22 protein-coding genes are annotated in these 18,529 nt (G+C 35.3%); 21 read left to right on the forward strand and 1 reads right to left on the reverse strand.

Annotated elements, in window-relative coordinates; all coding sequences use genetic code 11:
- Positions 1 to 403 precede the first annotated feature (403 nt).
- From NIZ91_09100 to NIZ91_09125, 6 genes are all read left to right on the forward strand, one after another.
- The gene (locus tag NIZ91_09100; protein ID USY56786.1) at positions 404 to 832 is read left to right on the forward strand and encodes a hypothetical protein; all 429 of its coding nucleotides are present in this window, start codon (positions 404 to 406) and stop codon (positions 830 to 832) included.
- On the forward strand, positions 816 to 1,019 hold the full coding sequence (locus NIZ91_09105; protein USY56787.1) for a hypothetical protein: 204 nt from the start codon (positions 816 to 818) through the stop codon (positions 1,017 to 1,019). The genes NIZ91_09100 and NIZ91_09105 overlap by 17 nt, the downstream gene beginning before the upstream one ends.
- A gap of 23 nt (positions 1,020 to 1,042) precedes the next feature.
- A complete protein-coding gene (locus tag NIZ91_09110; GenBank protein ID USY56788.1) occupies positions 1,043 to 2,167 on the forward strand; it encodes an FAD-binding oxidoreductase in 1,125 nt (374 codons plus the stop codon).
- Between the two features lie 209 nt (positions 2,168 to 2,376).
- Positions 2,377 to 2,931, forward strand: coding sequence for a methyltransferase domain-containing protein (locus NIZ91_09115; GenBank protein ID USY56789.1), 555 nt, complete (start codon positions 2,377 to 2,379; stop codon positions 2,929 to 2,931).
- A gap of 16 nt (positions 2,932 to 2,947) precedes the next feature.
- Entirely contained in the window at positions 2,948 to 3,631 is a 684-nt protein-coding gene (locus NIZ91_09120) for a response regulator transcription factor (protein ID USY56790.1), read from the forward strand.
- Positions 3,628 to 4,704, forward strand: coding sequence for a HAMP domain-containing histidine kinase (locus NIZ91_09125; GenBank protein ID USY56791.1), 1,077 nt, complete (start codon positions 3,628 to 3,630; stop codon positions 4,702 to 4,704). The genes NIZ91_09120 and NIZ91_09125 overlap by 4 nt, the downstream gene beginning before the upstream one ends.
- Before the next feature lie 44 nt (positions 4,705 to 4,748).
- Here NIZ91_09125 and NIZ91_09130 read toward each other — a convergent pair whose 3' ends face one another.
- The gene (locus tag NIZ91_09130; protein ID USY56792.1) at positions 4,749 to 5,657 is read right to left on the reverse strand and encodes a VanW family protein; all 909 of its coding nucleotides are present in this window, start codon (positions 5,655 to 5,657) and stop codon (positions 4,749 to 4,751) included.
- Between the two features lie 150 nt (positions 5,658 to 5,807).
- Between NIZ91_09130 and NIZ91_09135 the strand changes: the two genes are divergently transcribed.
- From NIZ91_09135 to nadE, 15 genes are all read left to right on the forward strand, one after another.
- Positions 5,808 to 6,641, forward strand: a complete 834-nt coding sequence (locus NIZ91_09135) for a hypothetical protein (GenBank protein USY56793.1) — start codon at positions 5,808 to 5,810, stop codon at positions 6,639 to 6,641.
- Between the two features lie 481 nt (positions 6,642 to 7,122).
- Positions 7,123 to 7,407 carry a DNA-binding anti-repressor SinI gene (sinI, locus tag NIZ91_09140; GenBank protein USY57132.1) on the forward strand — a complete coding sequence of 95 codons (285 nt, stop codon included), beginning with the start codon at positions 7,123 to 7,125 and terminating at the stop codon, positions 7,405 to 7,407.
- A 692-nt stretch (positions 7,408 to 8,099) separates the two neighbouring features.
- Positions 8,100 to 8,444, forward strand: coding sequence for a helix-turn-helix domain-containing protein (locus NIZ91_09145; GenBank protein ID USY56794.1), 345 nt, complete (start codon positions 8,100 to 8,102; stop codon positions 8,442 to 8,444).
- Positions 8,445 to 8,727: 283 nt separating this feature from the next.
- Complete coding sequence (locus NIZ91_09150) at positions 8,728 to 8,925, forward strand: hypothetical protein (protein USY56795.1); 198 nt, start codon at positions 8,728 to 8,730, stop codon at positions 8,923 to 8,925.
- 84 nt (positions 8,926 to 9,009) lie between these two features.
- Positions 9,010 to 9,795, forward strand: coding sequence for a hypothetical protein (locus NIZ91_09155; protein USY56796.1), 786 nt, complete (start codon positions 9,010 to 9,012; stop codon positions 9,793 to 9,795).
- Positions 9,795 to 10,061 carry a PqqD family protein gene (locus NIZ91_09160; GenBank protein USY56797.1) on the forward strand — a complete coding sequence of 89 codons (267 nt, stop codon included), beginning with the start codon at positions 9,795 to 9,797 and terminating at the stop codon, positions 10,059 to 10,061. The genes NIZ91_09155 and NIZ91_09160 overlap by 1 nt, the downstream gene beginning before the upstream one ends.
- 31 nt (positions 10,062 to 10,092) lie before the next feature.
- Entirely contained in the window at positions 10,093 to 10,500 is a 408-nt protein-coding gene (locus tag NIZ91_09165) for a S24/S26 family peptidase (protein USY56798.1), read from the forward strand.
- Between the two features lie 18 nt (positions 10,501 to 10,518).
- Complete coding sequence (locus NIZ91_09170; protein ID USY56799.1) at positions 10,519 to 12,336, forward strand: ABC transporter ATP-binding protein/permease; 1,818 nt, start codon at positions 10,519 to 10,521, stop codon at positions 12,334 to 12,336.
- Positions 12,337 to 12,357: 21 nt separating this feature from the next.
- Complete coding sequence (locus NIZ91_09175; protein ID USY56800.1) at positions 12,358 to 13,359, forward strand: nucleotidyltransferase family protein; 1,002 nt, start codon at positions 12,358 to 12,360, stop codon at positions 13,357 to 13,359.
- Positions 13,360 to 13,569: 210 nt separating this feature from the next.
- On the forward strand, positions 13,570 to 13,962 hold the full coding sequence (locus tag NIZ91_09180; protein USY56801.1) for a hypothetical protein: 393 nt from the start codon (positions 13,570 to 13,572) through the stop codon (positions 13,960 to 13,962).
- Positions 13,963 to 14,108: 146 nt separating this feature from the next.
- The gene (locus NIZ91_09185; GenBank protein USY56802.1) at positions 14,109 to 14,879 is read left to right on the forward strand and encodes an NUDIX hydrolase; all 771 of its coding nucleotides are present in this window, start codon (positions 14,109 to 14,111) and stop codon (positions 14,877 to 14,879) included.
- 48 nt (positions 14,880 to 14,927) lie between these two features.
- Complete coding sequence (locus NIZ91_09190) at positions 14,928 to 15,476, forward strand: cysteine hydrolase (GenBank protein ID USY56803.1); 549 nt, start codon at positions 14,928 to 14,930, stop codon at positions 15,474 to 15,476.
- A 31-nt stretch (positions 15,477 to 15,507) separates the two neighbouring features.
- Positions 15,508 to 16,977: a nicotinate phosphoribosyltransferase gene (locus NIZ91_09195; protein USY56804.1), complete on the forward strand. Its 1,470-nt coding sequence runs from the start codon at positions 15,508 to 15,510 to the stop codon at positions 16,975 to 16,977.
- A 15-nt stretch (positions 16,978 to 16,992) separates the two neighbouring features.
- Complete coding sequence (nadD, locus tag NIZ91_09200; GenBank protein ID USY56805.1) at positions 16,993 to 17,679, forward strand: nicotinate (nicotinamide) nucleotide adenylyltransferase; 687 nt, start codon at positions 16,993 to 16,995, stop codon at positions 17,677 to 17,679.
- Between the two features lie 25 nt (positions 17,680 to 17,704).
- Positions 17,705 to 18,523, forward strand: a complete 819-nt coding sequence (gene nadE, locus NIZ91_09205) for an ammonia-dependent NAD(+) synthetase (GenBank protein ID USY56806.1) — start codon at positions 17,705 to 17,707, stop codon at positions 18,521 to 18,523.
- Positions 18,524 to 18,529 lie beyond the last annotated feature (6 nt).

The following is an 18,529-nucleotide window of genomic DNA, read 5'->3' on the forward strand; positions in this document are numbered from 1 at the left end:
TCTTGAAGGTAGCAGATAAAGAAGTAGTTCAAATTTTGCGCTATACAAAAACTGGATTTCAAATAGATCTTTTGTGGTACCATATGAATGATAAATAGAGTATGAAAAGGGGCATGAAAACATAAAAAATGTAGCAGTTGCTTTTAGCGTAAGTGCCGTTTTTATGCTGACGAGCTGTGCAGCATCATCAAGTGAGTCAGTTGAAAAAGGTAATAAGCAACAAACGGTAGGTGTTGAAGTAAAGGAAGAGAAAGCAGGGCAACAGAGCCTAAAAGCGCATTGCAAGATCTTAGAGAGATTCCTAGAGAGAGGGGGGACATAAAGAAGTAGTTATGAAGAGGAAGCGGTAGAAAAAGAACTATTAAAAGCTGATCAGCAGTTAACAGGTATTGAAGTTTACGATTTGGTTGTTCCTTTATTAGCCGCTAATATAAAAGAAGATGCCATTAAGCTTGAAGAGTTAGATTCGGTTGTTCGAATTGAAGAGAGTGACATGCCAACTCAGCAGGTGAACATACCTGATGCCGAAGAGCTAAACGTTGCATGTTTAATTGATGCAAGCAAAAGTATGAATAGAAGCGTAATCGGCGGCCAAAAAATGGAGCTGGGCAAACAAGTGGTACGTGACTATGTAAATAGCTTGCTAACAGGAGCAAACATATCTCTTCGGGTATATGGGCACAAAGGATCAAAACAAGAGAGTGATAAATTTGCTTCTTGTCAAAGCAATGAAGTAGTCTATAGTTCAAGCACATACAATCAGGATAAGTTTGAAAAAGCACTAGCTTCTTTTGAAGCAACAGGCTGGACACCTTTTGCTTCAGCCATTTAAGTTTAAAAATAAAAAAGAAGCCGAAAATTATCGTGATCTTATTAAGGAGCGTTATCAGACGGTTAAAGATTTTTACCAAAACGAGTATGAGCGAAAAAATCAGATTCGTAAGCAAACAAAAGAAGCAATCGATAAGCGAATTAAAGAACAAAGTGGTAGAGAACCACCTTTATCACTTAATGACTAATAGAGAATAAAGGAATGTTATAAATGAGTACATATATCGTCATCGGAGCAGGGATATTAGGAGCATCAACTGCTTATCATTTAGCCAAATCAGGAGCAGATGTAACGATTGTAGACAAAAAGCATGATGGACAAGCAACAGATGCAGCTGCAGGAATTGTATGCCCATGGCTTTCGCAGCGCCGTAATAAAGCCTGGTACCGCTTAGCTAAGTCCGGAGCAAAATATTATCAAGACTTAATTGCAAGCTTAGAAGCAGATGGAGAAACAAGTACAGGTTACCAAAAGGTTGGAGCCATCGGTATTCATACAGATGAAAATAAAGTTGATAAAATGCAAGAGCGTGCTTACAAGCGGCGTGAAGATGCGCCTGAAATTGGTGATATCAAGCGCTTGTTAGAAGATAAAACTCAACGGGAGTTTCCCTTTTTAAAAAATGGCTTTCAATCTGTTCACATTAGCGGAGCTGCTCGCGTTAATGGCAGAGCATTGTGTGAAGCTCTGCTTGCAGGGGCCAAAAAACATGGAGCAAAACTCATTCATGATAAAGCCGAACTCTTATATAAAGGGAAAAAAATAAAAGGAGTTCTTACAAGTTCAGCTACTATTGAAGCAGATTATGTTATTGTTACGGCAGGAGCGTGGGCAAGAGAGCTATTTGAACCAATTGGGATTGATTTGCAGATTACGTATCAAAAAGCCCAAATTATGCATTTGCAGCTTGATGAAGAAGAAACAGATTCTTTACCTGTTGTCATGCCTCCCAATGATCAATATATACTTGCTTTTGAACAAGGTAAGATTGTAATTGGAGCAACACATGAAAATGACACAGGCTTTGATTACCGGGTAACAGCTAGTGGGATTTATGAAGTGCTGCATAAAGCTTTAGAGATAGCACCTGGATTAGCCGATGGGGCAATAGATGAAATCCGTGTAGGCTTTAGGCCGTTTACGCCAGGGTTCTTACCGATTATCGGACCTGTTCCGTCACATTCCAACGTCTTTTTAGCAAATGGGCTTGGAGCATCTGGCTTAACGGTAGGGCCTTATTTAGGCTCACAGCTTGCTAAACTTGCGCTTGGAGAAGAAATTGAACTGCCTCTTGATGAGTATTCCGTAGCAAGTGCAATTCAACTAAACCAATAAGAACTGAAAGCAAAAGCTAAGATAAACGGCTTTTGCTTTCAGTTTATTTAATCAATATATGTTCTAACTAATTATTAAGAGTGTGCACTAGTCGACTAAGTTTAATATAGTGACAAAAAATCTTAAGAAATCTTAAGATTTTCATCCATAAAATCTTCATTTTTATCTTTTATCCTAAAAAATAAGAAAAGATAATGGAGTGATGAAGAATGGGTGAATTATTTATTTCTCAATATGCGAAAAAACCAAGAACAGTAGGAGCAATTTTACCAAGTTCTCGTTATTTAGCTGCCAAAATGGTAGGTGAGATTAATTTTGAAACGGCTAATGTAATTGTTGAATACGGACCCGGTACAGGGGTTTTCACAAAGGAGCTGTTAAAAAGAAGAAAGCAGGGGACAGTTCTTTTGCTAATTGAAATTAATGAAGAATTTTATCAATATCTGCTTGAAGAATATAGTGAAGAGAAAAACGTTCATATTATTCATGGATCCGCTGAGCATATCAAGCAATATTTGGAGGGTTATGGTATAAAATGTGTTGACTACATTGTGTCCGGATTACCATTTTCTTCATTGCCAAAAAACCTTTCAATTTCTATTTTAAAGGAAGCTACGTCTATTTTAAGAAAAGAAGGTATGTTTATTACATTTCAGTATACAAAAATGAAAAAAATGTTTATTGAACAGTTCTTTTCCTCAATGAAAATTCAAAGAGAATTTTTAAATCTTCCACCAGCGTATATATTTCATTGCCAAAAATAGAAAGGAAAGAATAGACATGAGTAAAGCTATAATGGTTGTTGATGATGATGAAAAGATTAGAAATTTAATTGGAATTTACTTAGAGAACGAGGGTTTTAACGTCTGGAAATGCCAAAGCGGGTTAGAGGCTTTGGAACTTCTGAACAATCAATCATTTGATTTGTTAATCTTAGATGTGATGATGCCAGAAATGGATGGAATTGAAATGTGTATTGAAGTTCGAAAGAGAGCTCATATTCCAATCCTTATGCTTTCAGCAAAGTCTGAAGACCTGGATAAAATACAAGGTTTAACTGCAGGAGCAGACGATTATTTAACAAAGCCTTTTAACCCACTCGAGTTACTAGCAAGAGTGAAGTCTCAGCTTAGACGATATACAAAGTACAACGCACAACCTAAATCTCAAAGTGAAATTGAGATTGAAGACTTAACGATAAATACAGAAACAAGGAGTGTGAAAGTAAACGGTCGAGAAGTTCATTTAACACCAAAAGAGTTTGATATCCTTGAGTTATTAGTACGAAACAAAGGAATTGTATTGAGTGTAGATAAGATATATGAAGAGGTATGGAAAGATCCTTTCTTAAAATCAGATAACAATGTAATGGTTCATATTACAAAGCTTCGTGACAAAATTGAGCCAAATCCCAAAAGGCCGATTTATGTGAAAACGGTTTGGGGAGTTGGCTACAAAGTATGAAATGGAAAAAGGTGATTTTTAGAAAAATTAGCTTACAACTATTACTGGCGATTTTTGTTAGTTATGTTCTTGCTTTTTTCATATTGGGATTGTTTTCAAAATATGTAGTACAACCTTATCTTTTACATACGTATGAGATTAACCCAACCCTTTATAACATAATCCTATTTTTAATTCTCCTTACTACGGTAGGAGTTTTTATCGTTAGCTTTTTGCTCTTTGTTAGGAAAAAAGTTCTGTATTTAAAAAAGATTTCAAATGAAATTACAAATATTGCAAACGGTGATTTAGAGGTAGAAATAGAAGTTAGAGGTCATGATGAACTAGCAAACCTTACCCAAAATATTAACAAAATGTCTGCGGAGTTAAAGGCGAAGTTTGAGCATGAGCGGTTAATTGAACAAAGTAAAAATGAACTAATTTCAAGTGTTTCTCATGATTTACGTACTCCATTGACTTCTATTATTGGCTATCTAGATTTATTAAAGCAAAATCATCACCTTAATAAAGAAGAGTTTCTAGAATACGTAGATATCATTGATGCCAAAACACAAAATTTAAACTATTTGATCAATGATCTTTTCGAGTATACAAAATTAACAAGCCCTAATTTAGCTCTTACTTATTCAAACATAGACATCAGTTTGTTGTTACAGCAGTTAACGAGTGAGTATCATGCCATATTAAAAAGCGAAGGGATTTCAGTGAATTTAGAAATAATGAACAAGGATATGACGTTATGTGTAGATGTTGACAAAATTGTAAGAGTATTTACAAACTTATTGGATAACGTGAGAAAATATGCAGTAAAACCGTCTGATGTATTTATTGTTCTAAAGAGAAACGAAACGGATGTTTTATTTTCTATTCATAACCAGGTTCAGTCAAATCAAAGAGTTGATACAAATCAAATGTTTGATCAATTCTATCGTGCAAATAAATCGAGAACAAACGATGGAAGTGCGGGGTTAGGTCTCTCTATTTCAAAGCGTATTGTAGAATTACATAATGGAGAAGTATGGGCTGAGCATGATGGGGAATGGATTGCCGTTTACGTACAGCTCCCTCTTTAATAAAAAGATGTGTTCCACATAGCACGCAGAACACATCTTTTTATTTAATCAATAGACGATGGTACAAGCTTTTCTTTTTGAATGCTAGGTACACTTTTTGGTTCATAACGAAGGTCATTCGTTGAAAAGAGCATAATACTTACTGTGCTCCCTTTTGCATACGCTCGAATAAGTAACGGCTGGTCATAGTTGTTTCGAAAATTAAAATCCGGTCCGTACCAGCTTACCGTAGCATCTCTTCCAGGTGGAACATAGTGAACGGTTTTACTATGTGAAAATCGCTGAGTCACTTCTAATCCTGCTCGATCAACAGCATTAAATAAAGTTGAAGAAACCTGGCAAATTCCACCACCAATACCTTCCGAAAATTCACCTCTAATAATAATCTTAGCAGGAAGATATCCCTTTTCTTTTGTACGTTGTCCCACAGTACGATTAAACGAGAATGTCTCCCCAGGGAAAATAACTTGATTATTAATAGCTTCTGTAGCTAAAGAAATGTTGTGTGAGCGGTTTTTATTATGCGTATTAAAATAAGTATAATAATGACTAATTTGCTTGGAGCGAACGGAAGCTAACAGCTCGCTGTCAACTTTAGGATAAATAGCCATCTTTGGAATCTGAACAGATGTTTGTGAACGATTGTAAAACGTTCTGTAGAACTCTTCTTTAAACAGTACGCTATTGAGCTGTGATCCAGGCTGTTCAGGAATAATGTTGCCCGCACGATCAAGCTTTGCATTAATAGGTGGTTTATAGGCAATAGGCTGAATTTTTTTCAGTAGCATGTCGTATTTATCATCATCAATAAGTGGAATACCTGGAATATCATTTTCAATATCCGCACGGTTAATAGTTGTAATTGGTTTATTGTCTTCGGTTAATAACAAATGGTCTGATAACGAAGTTGGATGAGCAACCAACATAAGACCTAACATCCAAGTTAGTTTCATACGCATTTCCCTCCCAATGTTAGTATGGATAAGCTCCCGAATTTCATGTAACCGAATAAAGCTTACTTTTTAGCTATTAAGTGCCAATTATAAAATACATGAACCGTCGTATATTAATAAAGCTAAAATGTATATGAAAGAGGTTTATGTATGAATAAATATTTCATTATTTTATTGTTTATAGGTCTTATCACGCCAAATCATGCGGATGCAAAAATCAAAAACCACCCTTTAACATATTATGGAACAGTACAAAAAGGTAAAATTATACCATGGAAAGAAGCTCAATATTTACTTCCTAAAGGTAAGAAATTTACGATAATTGATATGGATACTGGTTTATCTTTTAACGTGCAGCGACGAGCCGGAAACAAGCATGCAGATGTACAACCCTTAACAAGAACGGATACTGCTGTTATGAAATACATTTATGACAACCAGTGGAGTTGGGATAGAAAAGCAGTTTTGATCCCTATAAAGGGAGAGCTTATAGCTGCATCAATGAATGGTATGCCACATGGAGCCGGAGCGCTAGATAACGGATTTCCAGGCCATTTTTGCATTCATTTTTTAAACAGCACTACACATAAACGAAATCATACAGATCCAGATCATCAAATGATGGTATTAAAAGCCGGAGATAATCTTGAGAAATTTGTTTCTACAGCTACACCAGAACAGCTCATTCAGCTTTTCTTAGTCGGAGTAAAACAGCAGGATGAAACTTTGTTGAAAGCAGCAGTAGGTGAGAAGCAATTGCAGAAAATCTATTCAAAAGTCAAGAAAATTGAAGCTTTAAACTACAAAAAAGAAGAAATTGAAGAAAAAATAGAAAACAGTCCCCTTGTTGTAAAGGGAAAGGTGAAGATTTTAACCATTGCAGTTGAGAAAGGAAAGGGGCAAACTAGTTTATCAATGGAATTTGACTTAGAGAGGTCTGCGGTCAATGACCTTTGGGAAATTAAACAAGTAAATTTTAAGTAGGTCAGGAGAGGCTAGCACATAAATATTTCAATTAATAAAACAGTTAAATTGTACCTTAAAATGCTATACTTTTGATTGTATGTATTTTATACTGAAGTAAGTCAAATGGCTTATTTTAGGAGAGCTAGAAAGAGATTTTATAGTGTTGAAAGCTGAATCATCGGGTAGTATATCTTTGTGGATATTCTATTTGGGTTTATTGCTGGACTTTTTATCTATAAAAGATTGGAGATTTTGCTGCTAGGATTCTTTACTGACTTCTTAGTGGGTGGCTGTATTGTTTTATTTCGATGGTGGAAAGAAAGCGTCTGAGAATAAAAAGTAATTGTACACTCATTTAATTAATGAGGTTTTACAATTAACGTTTTGGTCATAAGTAAAATTAGAAAAAATATGTTATAATGCTTCTAATAGTAACAGTTAAGGGTGATGATAATTGGAAATTGGTCAGCGTATCAGAGAACTAAGAGGAAAAAAAGGAATGTCTTTAACGGAGCTTGCTACGCGGGCAGGAGTAGCTAAATCCTATATTTCATCGGTAGAACGAGGAATTCAGCTTAATCCATCAATTCAGTTTTTAACAAAAGTATCAACCGTATTACATGTTAGCGTCGAATCGCTTATTAATGATAGCAGTAATAAGCAAGAACCACAGTTAGACCCGGAGTGGATGGAACTAGCAAAAGAAGCGGCGCAGTCGGGTGTTAGCAAAGAACAGTTTAAGCAGTTTTTGGAGTTTCAAAAATGGCAACAAATAAAACAATGATATAATTTAGCAACTGCAGTAGCTGTTATAATATTTTCTTAACATTCAGATCCTCTATACTTCTGCAAATATTTTTCCTTGATAAATAATTCATTTCTAGATATATCATACGTATTCTTCAGTCTTAATTTTGTTCATATTGTTATTAAACGAAACAGGTATCAATTATTATAACAAAATGTAATAATTGATACCTGTTTTATAAAAGGTACATAAGGGCGCTTTTGCTTTTTAGCTTTATCTATGTAAAGATTTAATTAGTTTATAATAAACAGAGCGATTGACAATTAAAAATAAAAGTGTTAGTTTTTAATTATGTTCTTTATAAAGAACATTTGTTATTTCTGTTGCTTTCTATATTTAGTATTCACTATAAAGATGTGAAGCACAAAATTATAGGAACTTCTAAATAATTTCCTGTGCATATTGTAATGAGCGCTATATCCTATAAAGAAACTAAAAAAATAACTTGTTTCGTTCTTTATAAAGAACGAAATGTTGGTATTTAAATGTTCTAGTTTGATTTCGCTGCTATCAGTGCAAAGGTATTTCATCATAGCGGTGTCAATCTGTCTATCCGTTTAAGCATTAAAAATAAAATTTACCTACTGATAGATCTTCTGCTATAAATGACTAGAAACCAGAGTTAAGGAATATAATTGAATAAATAATAAAAAGTATGAGGGATACAAATGATAGGAGAAAAGATTTATAGAATTCGTAAATCTCGAGGGCTTACGCTTTCTGAGCTTGCTGAAAGAGCAAATGTATCGAAATCATATCTAAGCAATATCGAAAGAAATGTAAATCAAAATCCATCTATACAAGTTGTAGAAAAGTTAGCCGCGGTACTCGGAGTTGAATTCACAATACTAGTAGAGGCAAACTCTGAAATAGGCGAGCTTTTAGAACCGGAATGGGTAGATTTTATTAATGATTTAAAAGAAATGGGAGTAAAAAAAGAGCAGCTGAGTGAGTACAGGGAGATATTGAAATTTATCAAATGGCAAAAAGAAGAACAAGGTAATGATAAATAAAATATGATTAGTGTAGAATCAAAGAGCTTAAAGCACCTTTCCGATTGTATATATGCATATAATTCTAATAAATTAAATGAAGGTACCAACTTGTTATAGCAATAAAGAAGAGCAACTTTTTGTATAAAGTTATTTAATAGTTATATTTTTCTAAAAATGTTCTTTAAAAAGAACGAAGAATGTTTTATAATGAAAAAGAACTAGTAATCATGCTAAAGAACTAGTTAAAAAGAAATCTTTGCATGGTTTCGTTCTCAATAAAGAACAAAGAGGAGAGAAGAAGGTGCAAAATAACGTACATGAAGCGCCCAAAGTACTAAATCATCAAGCTATTCAGTTTGAAACGGCTCAAAGCTGGAATCCGGGCAAGGGAAACCGAGATCATCCTGGAACAGGAAACGATGGAATAAACTTTCCACCAGGCAACCCTAATCCACCAGGTGGTGCAGGCACGCCAGGAAAAGGTAATGGGAAGAAGTAAGAAGCTTCCTGTTAAAGTAAGGCTAGTAGTCAATGGTTTCCATTGACTGCTGTTTTAAAAGTTATGGATTGAGGAGATAAAAAAATGAAAATCATGCATACACGAATTGCTGATCATAACATTGATATATATACGGACTCCAAACGTGCTTGGGCATTTCTTAGTCAATATTTTTTCTGTTTCGAACGTAGAGAGAAAGATAGCGACCATCTTCAAATAGAAATAGAGATGGGTTATGGCGTATCTTTTACTGATTACAGTGTTGAAACAAAAGACGAGCTTGATGTCATTACTTTTAAAAGAGCAGATTATAAAATTGAAGTAGATCATGGGTATAAAAAAGCGAAAATAATGGCGTATGATGAATTAGCTTTAAAGCATGCCACAATGAATCTATACAGCGCTTTTATCGTTCACCACAACTGGGGAATTTTACTTCATTCATCCTGTGCTGTAGACAATGAGCAAGCACATATTTTTACAGGCCACTCTGGGGCTGGAAAATCAACAGCAGCACAATTGTCACAGCCTAGATTGTTATTATCTGATGAAGCGACAATAGTAAAAGTTCAAACAGGTAGCGTTATGATATATAATTCACCGTTCCGCAGTGAACTTCACGCAAAAGAGGTTGAACAACCCATTCCGCTTGCGAGTATTCAACTACTATATCAAGCACCTAGAAATGTAAGAATTCAACAAAGAAAATCCGTTGCTCTAGTGGAGTTAATTGATAAGGTTTTTTACTGGTCATATAGAAAAGAGCAGGTTTCTCAACTTATGAAGTTGTTAAAGCAAGTAGCAGATGAAGTACCAGTGTATCATCTGCATTTTCAAAAAAACAATACGTTTTGGGAGTTGATTTCGTAATGAGTTGTTATATCAGAAAAGAAAATTATGAGATTGTGGAAATAGATCAAGAGTGGGTTATTTTAAACACAGATGCTTATACTGTAACAACTATTAATGAACTGGGTAAATATTGTTGGACGTTACTAAATACCCCACAAAGCAGCAGTAGCTTATATCAAGCTATTATAAATAAATATGAAACGAGTATAAATGCGTTAGAAAGTGACATAGAGTCTTTTTTACTAGAGTTAACGAGTTGTAACTTAATTGAGCATGCAAACTAAAACAGGTCAAAGTTATTTGGTGAAAAAGATTATGGAACAACAAGGGTGGATCAATATTCCCGCAATTGGAATGAGTATGTACCCAAACATTAAAGAAGGAGATTCTTGTCGATTTGTAACGTGCAATCTATCCTATTTATCAAAGGGTGATATTGTTTTATTTGAATCTCAAGAAGGAAAGCTTGTGGCACACCGGTTTATTTCTAGGAAACAAGACGACAAAGGAAGCTTTTACTTATTTAAAGGTGATACGAACTTACGTCTAGATGATGTTATTCGCCCAAGTTCAATTATTGGAAAGTTAGAAACAATTAAAAAAGGTAATCGGATAATCGAGTCTACAAGCTTCTTAAATAAACTATGGGGAAGACTAGTAGTTTCATTGCCATTTCTATCGAGATTGTTAAATATATATATTCATCGCGTTCTTGGGAAGTGAATATAGAGGTGTAAGAACATGAATGTTAAACGATTCATTGAAGGGTTAAACATTGAGCAGTACTTATCAATTAAAGATATGAAGCGCATTTTTGTATGGGTAGCCCCGTATGTTAAGCGATATAAGATAGCTTATATTGGACTGTTTGTCTTACTATTTGTAGACATAGCTGTAACCTTGGGGTTTGCCTGGTTCTTTGGAAATATAACAGATGCAGCTGTCCACAGCGATTTTGAAAAATTAAAGTGGTTTGTTTTGGTAGGAATAGGATTGTCTTTTATTAGTATCGTAACTAATTTTATTGATACATACTTAGAAGCAATTGCTATAAATGCAGTAAAAAGAGACGTGAACTTGGATTTATATAAGCGTCTCTTACTTTTAAGTGAAAAAAATATATCTAATAAGCATTCGGGAGAGCTTGTTTCACACTTTACAAACGATATTCATAAAATTGAAGGAGTCATCGGCCGGGGATTAATTAACTTAATTCGCTTTCCAGTTATATCAATTGCCGCGTTAATTTATCTAACTAATATTAGTTGGAAACTTTCATTATTTAGTCTATCAGTAGCCCCGGTTGCAATGCTAGGAGGAGCAGTTTTTGGTATCCTTCTACGAAACAACAGTCGAATTGTCAATGAGTTGATTAGTCAGATTATCAGAAAGTTGAATGATACATTTCAAGGTCTTACAATCATTCGGTCTTTTACATTGGAAAACGTCTTCTTTCAAAGCTATGGAAATAAAATTAAGGATCTTTATAACCTAGAGCTTAAAGAAACGAAGATTAAAGGCTGGTTTTATGCGGGAGGACAAGCGGTTGGTTCAACCGCATTTTTAATTAGTCTAGTAGTTGGAGCTTATTTTGTAACAAGTGATGTCATTACAATAGGTGCATTATTAACTTTTGTCAATTTAATTAATCACCTGATTTCACCACTTACAGGGTTAGCTGGTCAGTGGGCAGGCTATCAGCGTGCAATATCTGCTTTAGAACGAATTGTAGATGTATTTGAACAGCCAATAACATCAAAAGCTTTACCTACTCAGCAATCGGCTAAATATCCAGTTCATCATAGTGAAATTGAATTTCGAAATGTTTCATTCAAATATAATGAGGGTGAAGACCTTTTTAGTAATCTAAACTTGAAAGTACCAGCTGGAAAAGTGACTGCAATTGTTGGGCCAAGTGGTGGTGGCAAGTCTACATTATTTAAATTATTACAGCGTTTTTATGAACCTGATTTAGGTTGTGTATTAATTGATAGTAATCCTCTTCAAAACTTAAGTATTGAAGAAGTGAGAAACTCAATTTCCTATGTGCCGCAAGAAACATTTTTATTCAGTGACACTGTAAGAGAAAATTTAAAAATGGCAAAACCTTGCTTGACGGATGATGAGATGTATCAAGCTTCACGTCATGCTAATATCCATCAAGATATTGAAGCTTTAGCTAATGGATATGACACTGAAGTGGGAGAGCGAGGGTCTAAATTGTCAGGTGGGCAAAGACAACGTGTTGCTATTGCAAGAGCGCTTTTAAAAGATGCACCTATTCTGCTGTTAGATGAAGCAACATCTGCTTTAGATAATGAAGCGGAGCATCTTATTAAGGAATCTTTAAGTCAACTTATGAAGAATCGAACAACATTAATTATTGCTCATCGATTGTCGACCATACAGCACGCTGATTTTATTGTAGTAATGGATCAAGGAAAGATTGTACAAGTAGGTGCTCATACCGAGCTAATAAAGGAACAGGGGTTATATCGAGAGCTTCATGATAAACAATTTTTTAAAGAAGAACCTTCTCAACAACCTATCACATGTTGAGAGGAGAGAAAGGAGAGTTCAATGATTCATACATTTATACAACAAATTTACATGGACCACCCTCTTGCATATCAAAAACATGACTATCAAAAGTTACTAAATGAAATTGAGAAAGACGCCGTGTCTTCTCAAGTTTATTGCTTGCTAAAAAAATATGGAAAACTAGAAGAAATACCTTTAGATATGCGTAACAGACTTGAACAAGTTTATAAAAAAATAGTGTTTCAAAACTTAATTATTAAGAAAGAAAAAGATGATGTCTTAAAGGCACTTACAGAGTTTGGTATAGCAGTCATTGTACTTAAAGGTACTTCTTTTGCAGAACGGTACTATGGGCATATAGGTGCAAGACCAACCTCTGATATTGACGTATTAATTAAGCCAGATAATCTAGCCAAAGCAAAAGAAATCGTGATTTCTATGGGATTTAATGTTGAGAATGAGCCAATTGAAGGGCATTTTCATGTTACTTTTAGCAAATATATGCCAGGCTCTATCGTACCATTGATGGTGGAACTTCACTGGAACATTTTAAGAAGTAACACGTCTGTATTAAACATTGAAGAATTTTGGGCGGCCTCCACCCCTGAAAAAAACAATCCATATATTAGAAACTTAGACCCTCAGCATGAGTTTTATATGATTTGCTTGCATGGATGGCGACATAACTTAGACGCAGCAAAGTATTTTTTAGATATCATTCAAATGTGTGAGATTTTAAAAGGTAAAATTGATATTCCAAAAATGCTAACAGACTCCAAGCAGCATCACACAAGAAAACGTTTAGAAAAAACGCTATCTATTGTTCATCAAACATATCCTGAGTTAGAACATTTAAGTTTTTACTCGGCTATTAATCACGAAAAATACAAGCTCGACTATTATGTCCATCGTCATACTAAAGTTTCATTGATAAGATATATTGATCGTATATCACATCGTTTTTTTAACTATGATTTAATTACGTATAGCTTTAAAGAAATAAAAAAGTGGTGCATTCAAAGGTATAATAACAGCAGATAAAGTAGAGGTAGCAAAAATAAACCACTTTTTACTGCTTTTGAAGGTTTCTGCTCTTTTCTTAGGTCTATCCATTCACTTTTATCAAAAAAATTCCATAAATATCATTCTATCTCATCAAAGTGAATCTGTGGAATTTATGATACAGTAAATGTAGCTATTTTCTGAAAGTGTTGTTTCAGAAAGGGTAAGATGAGTGGATGGAGGTAGACAATGAAACCATTTAAAAAACTAATTGAAGAATTAGGAAATAAAGTCGATGTCTTGACAAGTAAGCAGTCGAGCATTTATTTTGAAAAATTAGTGGGACAATTTCCCTTTACAAAAACCAATACCATTGATTGGAAACGCGTGCTAATCAAAGAAAGATGTGAACAGGTTCAGCAGGTTATTCAATGGCTACAAACGATGAAAATTTATGATGAACACGTTATTCTATTTTCAAAAGATTATCAAATTCCAGCTGTCCGAGTAAATTTAAAAGAAGCATTACCGGTCGTGACAAAGCTTCAAGACTGTCATTTGTTTATTTATTGCCCAACAATTGAGTATGTGATTGAGTGGGTGAAAGAGAAGTGTTTTACTATCGGACTAGCTGCAAGGTAGCACATAAAAAGCATCGTCGTTCTATACGACGGTGCTTTTTTCTTTGCAAGCATAAATTTACTACTTTTTGTTGACATTATAAAAAAAGTACGTATAATTAACATTAATCAAATTGTTAATTATAAATTCAATCAGGAGACAGGGCAATGTTAAATCATGATCAAAAAAGTGTAAAAAAAGAATACCCAAAGCCATACGGATATACGGCAGATATTGCTGTGTTTACGATTGTAGCTACTGAAAAAGAAGCATATAAACCACCAAAAATGGTATTAAAATTAATGTTGATTCAACGAGCAATTTTAAATGCCGAAGGTGAACAAAACATTGAAGCAGGTAAATGGGCGCTTCCAGGTGGCTTTGTACACCCTAACGAATCGGCTTATGAAGCAGCTAAGCGTGAACTAGAAGAAGAAACGGGCGTATCGGGTATTCATATGAAGCAGTACGGAATATACGATAAACCTGGTAGAGACGCACGGGGATGGGTTATTTCAAATGCTCATTATGCTATTGTGCCAGAAGAAATGTTGGCAAAAAGGCAAGCGAATGACGATGCAGCAAACGTTGAGTTGTTTGACCTAGAAGAAGTTTTTTCACTGCCATTGGCGTTTGATCACGCTCAAATTATTCAAGATGGCATTACTGAAATAAAAAAAGATCTCCTACAAACGACGGTTGCACAAAAGTTTTTACCTAAAATGTTTACTTACTCTGAACTTCAGGCTGTATTGCTTACAATTACGGATAATCCAGCAATTCGGAGTGATCAGGCGTTTGCGCGTAAGATTCGCATGCTGCCTTTTATTGAAGAAGTAGAGGGACAAACAACAACTAGAACATCTAAAAAGCCAACAAAGCTATATCAGTTTATTGATGCAGATTTTGCTACATCTATCTACACAGCTAGGTATTAACTACTCAACAATTTGTTTATTGTTAATTACCAATAAGGGGGCAAAGTAATGAGAGCACTTATAAACATTGATTATACGAATGATTTTGTAGACGATAAGGGAGCTTTAACTTGTGGAGAGCCTGGACAGCGAATTGAATCGGAAATAGTTAGCTTAACCAAGGAATTTATTGATAACGGTGACTATGTGGTATTTGCGATTGATTTGCACGAAGAAAATGATCAATACCATCCTGAAACCAAATTATATCCGCCGCATAATATCAGAGAAACAAAAGGAAGAAGTTTATATGGTAGGTTACAAGAGGTATATGATACGTACACAGAAAGCCAAAACACTTACTGGATGGATAAAACAAGGTACAGTGCTTTTGCAGGCACAAATTTGGAAATGAAGCTTCGGGAAAGAGGCATTACTGAAGTGCATTTAATAGGGGTATGCACCGATATTTGTGTTTTGCATACTGCTGTAGATGCCTATAATAAAGGCTTTAATATCACAGTGTATGAAAAGGCAGTTGCAAGTTTTAACCAAGCAGGGCATGAATGGGCATTAACTCATTTTACGAATTCACTAAACGCAACGGTTATTAAATAAGTTGTGCATTGATTATTTGGAGGAAAATAGAATGACTTTATATAAAGATGACAGCATTATGCTTCATACGGATTTGTATCAAATTAATATGGGTGAAACTTATTGGGAAGATGGCATTCATAATAAGAAATCAGTGTTTGAGGTATTCTTTCGCAAGCTTCCATTTGGAAACGGCTATGCAGTGTTTGCTGGGTTAGAGCGCATTATAAATTATATTGAAAGCTTTCGTTTTTCAGAATCAGACATTATGTATTTACGTGAAGAAGTAGGATTTAAAGAAGACTATTTAGATTTTTTAAAAGAGCTACGCTTTACAGGGAATATTCGCTCAATGGTAGAAGGAGAACTTGTGTTTCAAAATGAGCCTATTTTACGAATTGAAGCCCCCCTCATTGAAGCTCAGCTTGTTGAAACAGCTATTTTAAACATCGTCAATTATCAAACGCTAATTGCTACAAAAGCTTCTCGAATTAAACATGTAGTTGGAGAGCAAATAGCAATGGAATTCGGTACTCGCCGCGCTCAGGAAATGGATGCAGCAATCTGGGGAACAAGAGCGGCATACATCGGTGGATTTCAGGCCACGTCAAACGTGAGAGCAGGAAAGAAATTTGGTATTCCAGTGGCAGGAACGCATGCGCACTCAATGGTTCAAGCTTATAAAGACGAGTACGTAGCGTTTCATAAATACGCTCGCCGCCATAAAGACTGTGTATTCTTAGTTGATACGTATGATACCTTAAAATCAGGCGTGCCAAATGCTATTAAAGTTGCACAAGAATTAGGCGATAAAATAAACTTTCGAGCGATTCGATTAGATAGTGGAGATTTAACATACCTTTCTAAAAAAGCACGCCAGCTTTTAGATGAGGCTGGATTTGTTGATACAAAAATCGTTGCTTCAAATGACCTTGATGAAGATACTATTATGCATTTAAAATCTCAAGGTGCTCAAATTGATATGTGGGGTGTTGGTACAAAGCTTATTACGGCATATGATCAGCCGGCATTAGGTGCTGTATACAAGCTTGTATCTATTGAAGGAGACAGCGGTGAAATGGTGGATACAATTAAAATTAGTGCTAACCCAGAAAAAGTAAGTACACCAGGTTTAAAGCGCGTATATCGTATCATTAATAAGCTGAATGGACGATCAGAAGGAGATTACATTACTCTTGAGGGTGAAGATCCGCAAAGTGAGGAAAGGTTGAAAATGTTTCATCCAGTTCATACGTTTATCAGTAAGTTTGTAACCAACTTTGAGGCGAAAGAACTTCATCAAGATATTTATAAAAATGGAGAGCTGGTGTATCAAACACCAAATTTACAGGCGATTCAGCAATATGCAGAAGATAATTTAGAGTTGCTTTGGGATGAATATAAGCGCACGAGAAATCCAGAAGAATACCCGGTTGATTTAAGTGAAAAGTGCTGGGAAAACAAAGCGCGTCAAATAAATGAAGTGCGTAAAAAAGTTTCGTCCAAATTAAATCAAGGTTAAAAGGGGATACTGAAGATGGAAGAAAACAAGTGGAACGAGCTAAAGCAGTTAAATAATACGAAGCAACTTAATCAACTTACTTCACCGGGAGTAAAGATTGGAATATATGGTTCATCTTTTGATCCAGTTACTAATGTACACTTATGGACCGCATCAACCGTAGCTCATCGTAAAAAGCTTGATTATATTATATTTCTTCCATCTTCTAATAAACGCACAGATAAACGCTTGCAGACAACAGATGAACATCGCGTTGCTATGATTCAAAAAGCTATTTCAACTAATCCTAAGTTTTTATTAGATACTTATGAACTAAACGTATTACCAGGTTATCACTACACATACTACACAATGGATTATTTTAAAAAACTTTTGCCAAAAGCAAGTTTTTATTTCATCATGGGGGCAGATTTACTGATTGATATTGCGGATGGTAAATGGAAAATGTCAGAAGAGCTTGTCAGTGAAAACCAATTTATTGTCATGGCTCGAAATGGCATTGACATGTTACAAGCCATTAGTCGTTCACCTCTTTTACGCAATTATGATGATGGTCGCTTTCAGCTCTTAGATAAAGGATTAGCCATGGAAATTAGCTCTACTTATATCAGAGAAGAATTCGCTAAAGGCGGAGAGCCTCGCTATTTATTGCCGGACGCATGTTACGACTATATTAAAAATCATCATTTATATAAAAGATAAAATGAGAAATTGAAAGGAGCTTATTATGACAATTCAACAGCAAATTATGAAAGAACTAAATGTTTCTCCAACAATCACTCCATCAGAAGAGGCTCGTAAACGTGTTGATTTTTTGAAATCGTATGTGAAAACAGCTCATGCAAAAGGATTTGTGTTAGGGATTAGTGGAGGTCAAGACTCAAGCCTAGCAGGAAGGCTCGCTCAGCTTGCCGTTGAAGAACTTCGTACAGAAGGCTATGAAGCAAAATTTATTGCGGTTCGTTTGCCGCATGGAGTTCAAAAAGATGAAGACGATGCGCAAGCGTCTTTGGATTTTATTAAGCCTGATGAAACAATTACATTTAATATTGAAAAAACAGTCACATCGTTTTCACAAACTTTTAATGAAGCAGCTGGTCATGAATTAGGAGACTTTCATAAAGGAAATGTAAAAGCACGAGTTCGTATGATTACACAGTATGCAATTGGTGGAGAGAATGGATTATTGGTAATAGGAACAGATCATGCTGCCGAAGCAGTCACGGGATTTTTCACGAAGTATGGAGACGGGGGAGCAGACGTCTTGCCGTTATCTGGGTTAACAAAGCGCCAAGGAAAAGCACTATTAAAAGAACTAGGTGCAGATAAGCGCTTATATGAGAAGATTCCAACTGCAGATTTACTGGATAACAAGCCAGGCCAAGCGGACGAAACGGAATTAGGCATTAAGTACGATGAGCTGGATGATTATTTAGAAGGAAAAGAAGTGACACCTGAAGTAGCTGAAAAAATTGAGAAGCGCTATCGCATGACTGAGCATAAGCGCCAGCTACCGGCAACGATGTTTGATGCATGGTGGAAATAACAGAAA

Origin of the sequence: Bacillus sp. 1780r2a1 (assembly GCA_024134725.1) — a bacterium.
Classification (GTDB): domain Bacteria; phylum Bacillota; class Bacilli; order Bacillales; family Bacillaceae_H; genus Priestia; species Priestia aryabhattai_A.

Coding starts and splice junctions, on each gene's coding strand:
- NIZ91_09110 (USY56788.1), top strand. CDS start 1,043: ATGAGTACATATATCGTCATCGGAGCAGGGATATTAGGAGCATCAACT.
- NIZ91_09115 (USY56789.1), top strand. CDS start 2,377: ATGGGTGAATTATTTATTTCTCAATATGCGAAAAAACCAAGAACAGTA.
- NIZ91_09120 (USY56790.1), top strand. CDS start 2,948: ATGAGTAAAGCTATAATGGTTGTTGATGATGATGAAAAGATTAGAAAT.
- NIZ91_09125 (USY56791.1), top strand. CDS start 3,628: ATGAAATGGAAAAAGGTGATTTTTAGAAAAATTAGCTTACAACTATTA.
- NIZ91_09130 (USY56792.1), bottom strand. CDS start 5,657: ATGAAACTAACTTGGATGTTAGGTCTTATGTTGGTTGCTCATCCAACT.
- NIZ91_09135 (USY56793.1), top strand. CDS start 5,808: ATGAATAAATATTTCATTATTTTATTGTTTATAGGTCTTATCACGCCA.
- sinI (USY57132.1), top strand. CDS start 7,123: ATGTCTTTAACGGAGCTTGCTACGCGGGCAGGAGTAGCTAAATCCTAT.
- NIZ91_09145 (USY56794.1), top strand. CDS start 8,100: ATGATAGGAGAAAAGATTTATAGAATTCGTAAATCTCGAGGGCTTACG.
- NIZ91_09155 (USY56796.1), top strand. CDS start 9,010: ATGAAAATCATGCATACACGAATTGCTGATCATAACATTGATATATAT.
- NIZ91_09160 (USY56797.1), top strand. CDS start 9,795: ATGAGTTGTTATATCAGAAAAGAAAATTATGAGATTGTGGAAATAGAT.
- NIZ91_09165 (USY56798.1), top strand. CDS start 10,093: ATGGAACAACAAGGGTGGATCAATATTCCCGCAATTGGAATGAGTATG.
- NIZ91_09170 (USY56799.1), top strand. CDS start 10,519: ATGAATGTTAAACGATTCATTGAAGGGTTAAACATTGAGCAGTACTTA.
- NIZ91_09175 (USY56800.1), top strand. CDS start 12,358: ATGATTCATACATTTATACAACAAATTTACATGGACCACCCTCTTGCA.
- NIZ91_09180 (USY56801.1), top strand. CDS start 13,570: ATGAAACCATTTAAAAAACTAATTGAAGAATTAGGAAATAAAGTCGAT.
- NIZ91_09185 (USY56802.1), top strand. CDS start 14,109: ATGTTAAATCATGATCAAAAAAGTGTAAAAAAAGAATACCCAAAGCCA.
- NIZ91_09190 (USY56803.1), top strand. CDS start 14,928: ATGAGAGCACTTATAAACATTGATTATACGAATGATTTTGTAGACGAT.
- NIZ91_09195 (USY56804.1), top strand. CDS start 15,508: ATGACTTTATATAAAGATGACAGCATTATGCTTCATACGGATTTGTAT.
- nadD (USY56805.1), top strand. CDS start 16,993: ATGGAAGAAAACAAGTGGAACGAGCTAAAGCAGTTAAATAATACGAAG.
- nadE (USY56806.1), top strand. CDS start 17,705: ATGACAATTCAACAGCAAATTATGAAAGAACTAAATGTTTCTCCAACA.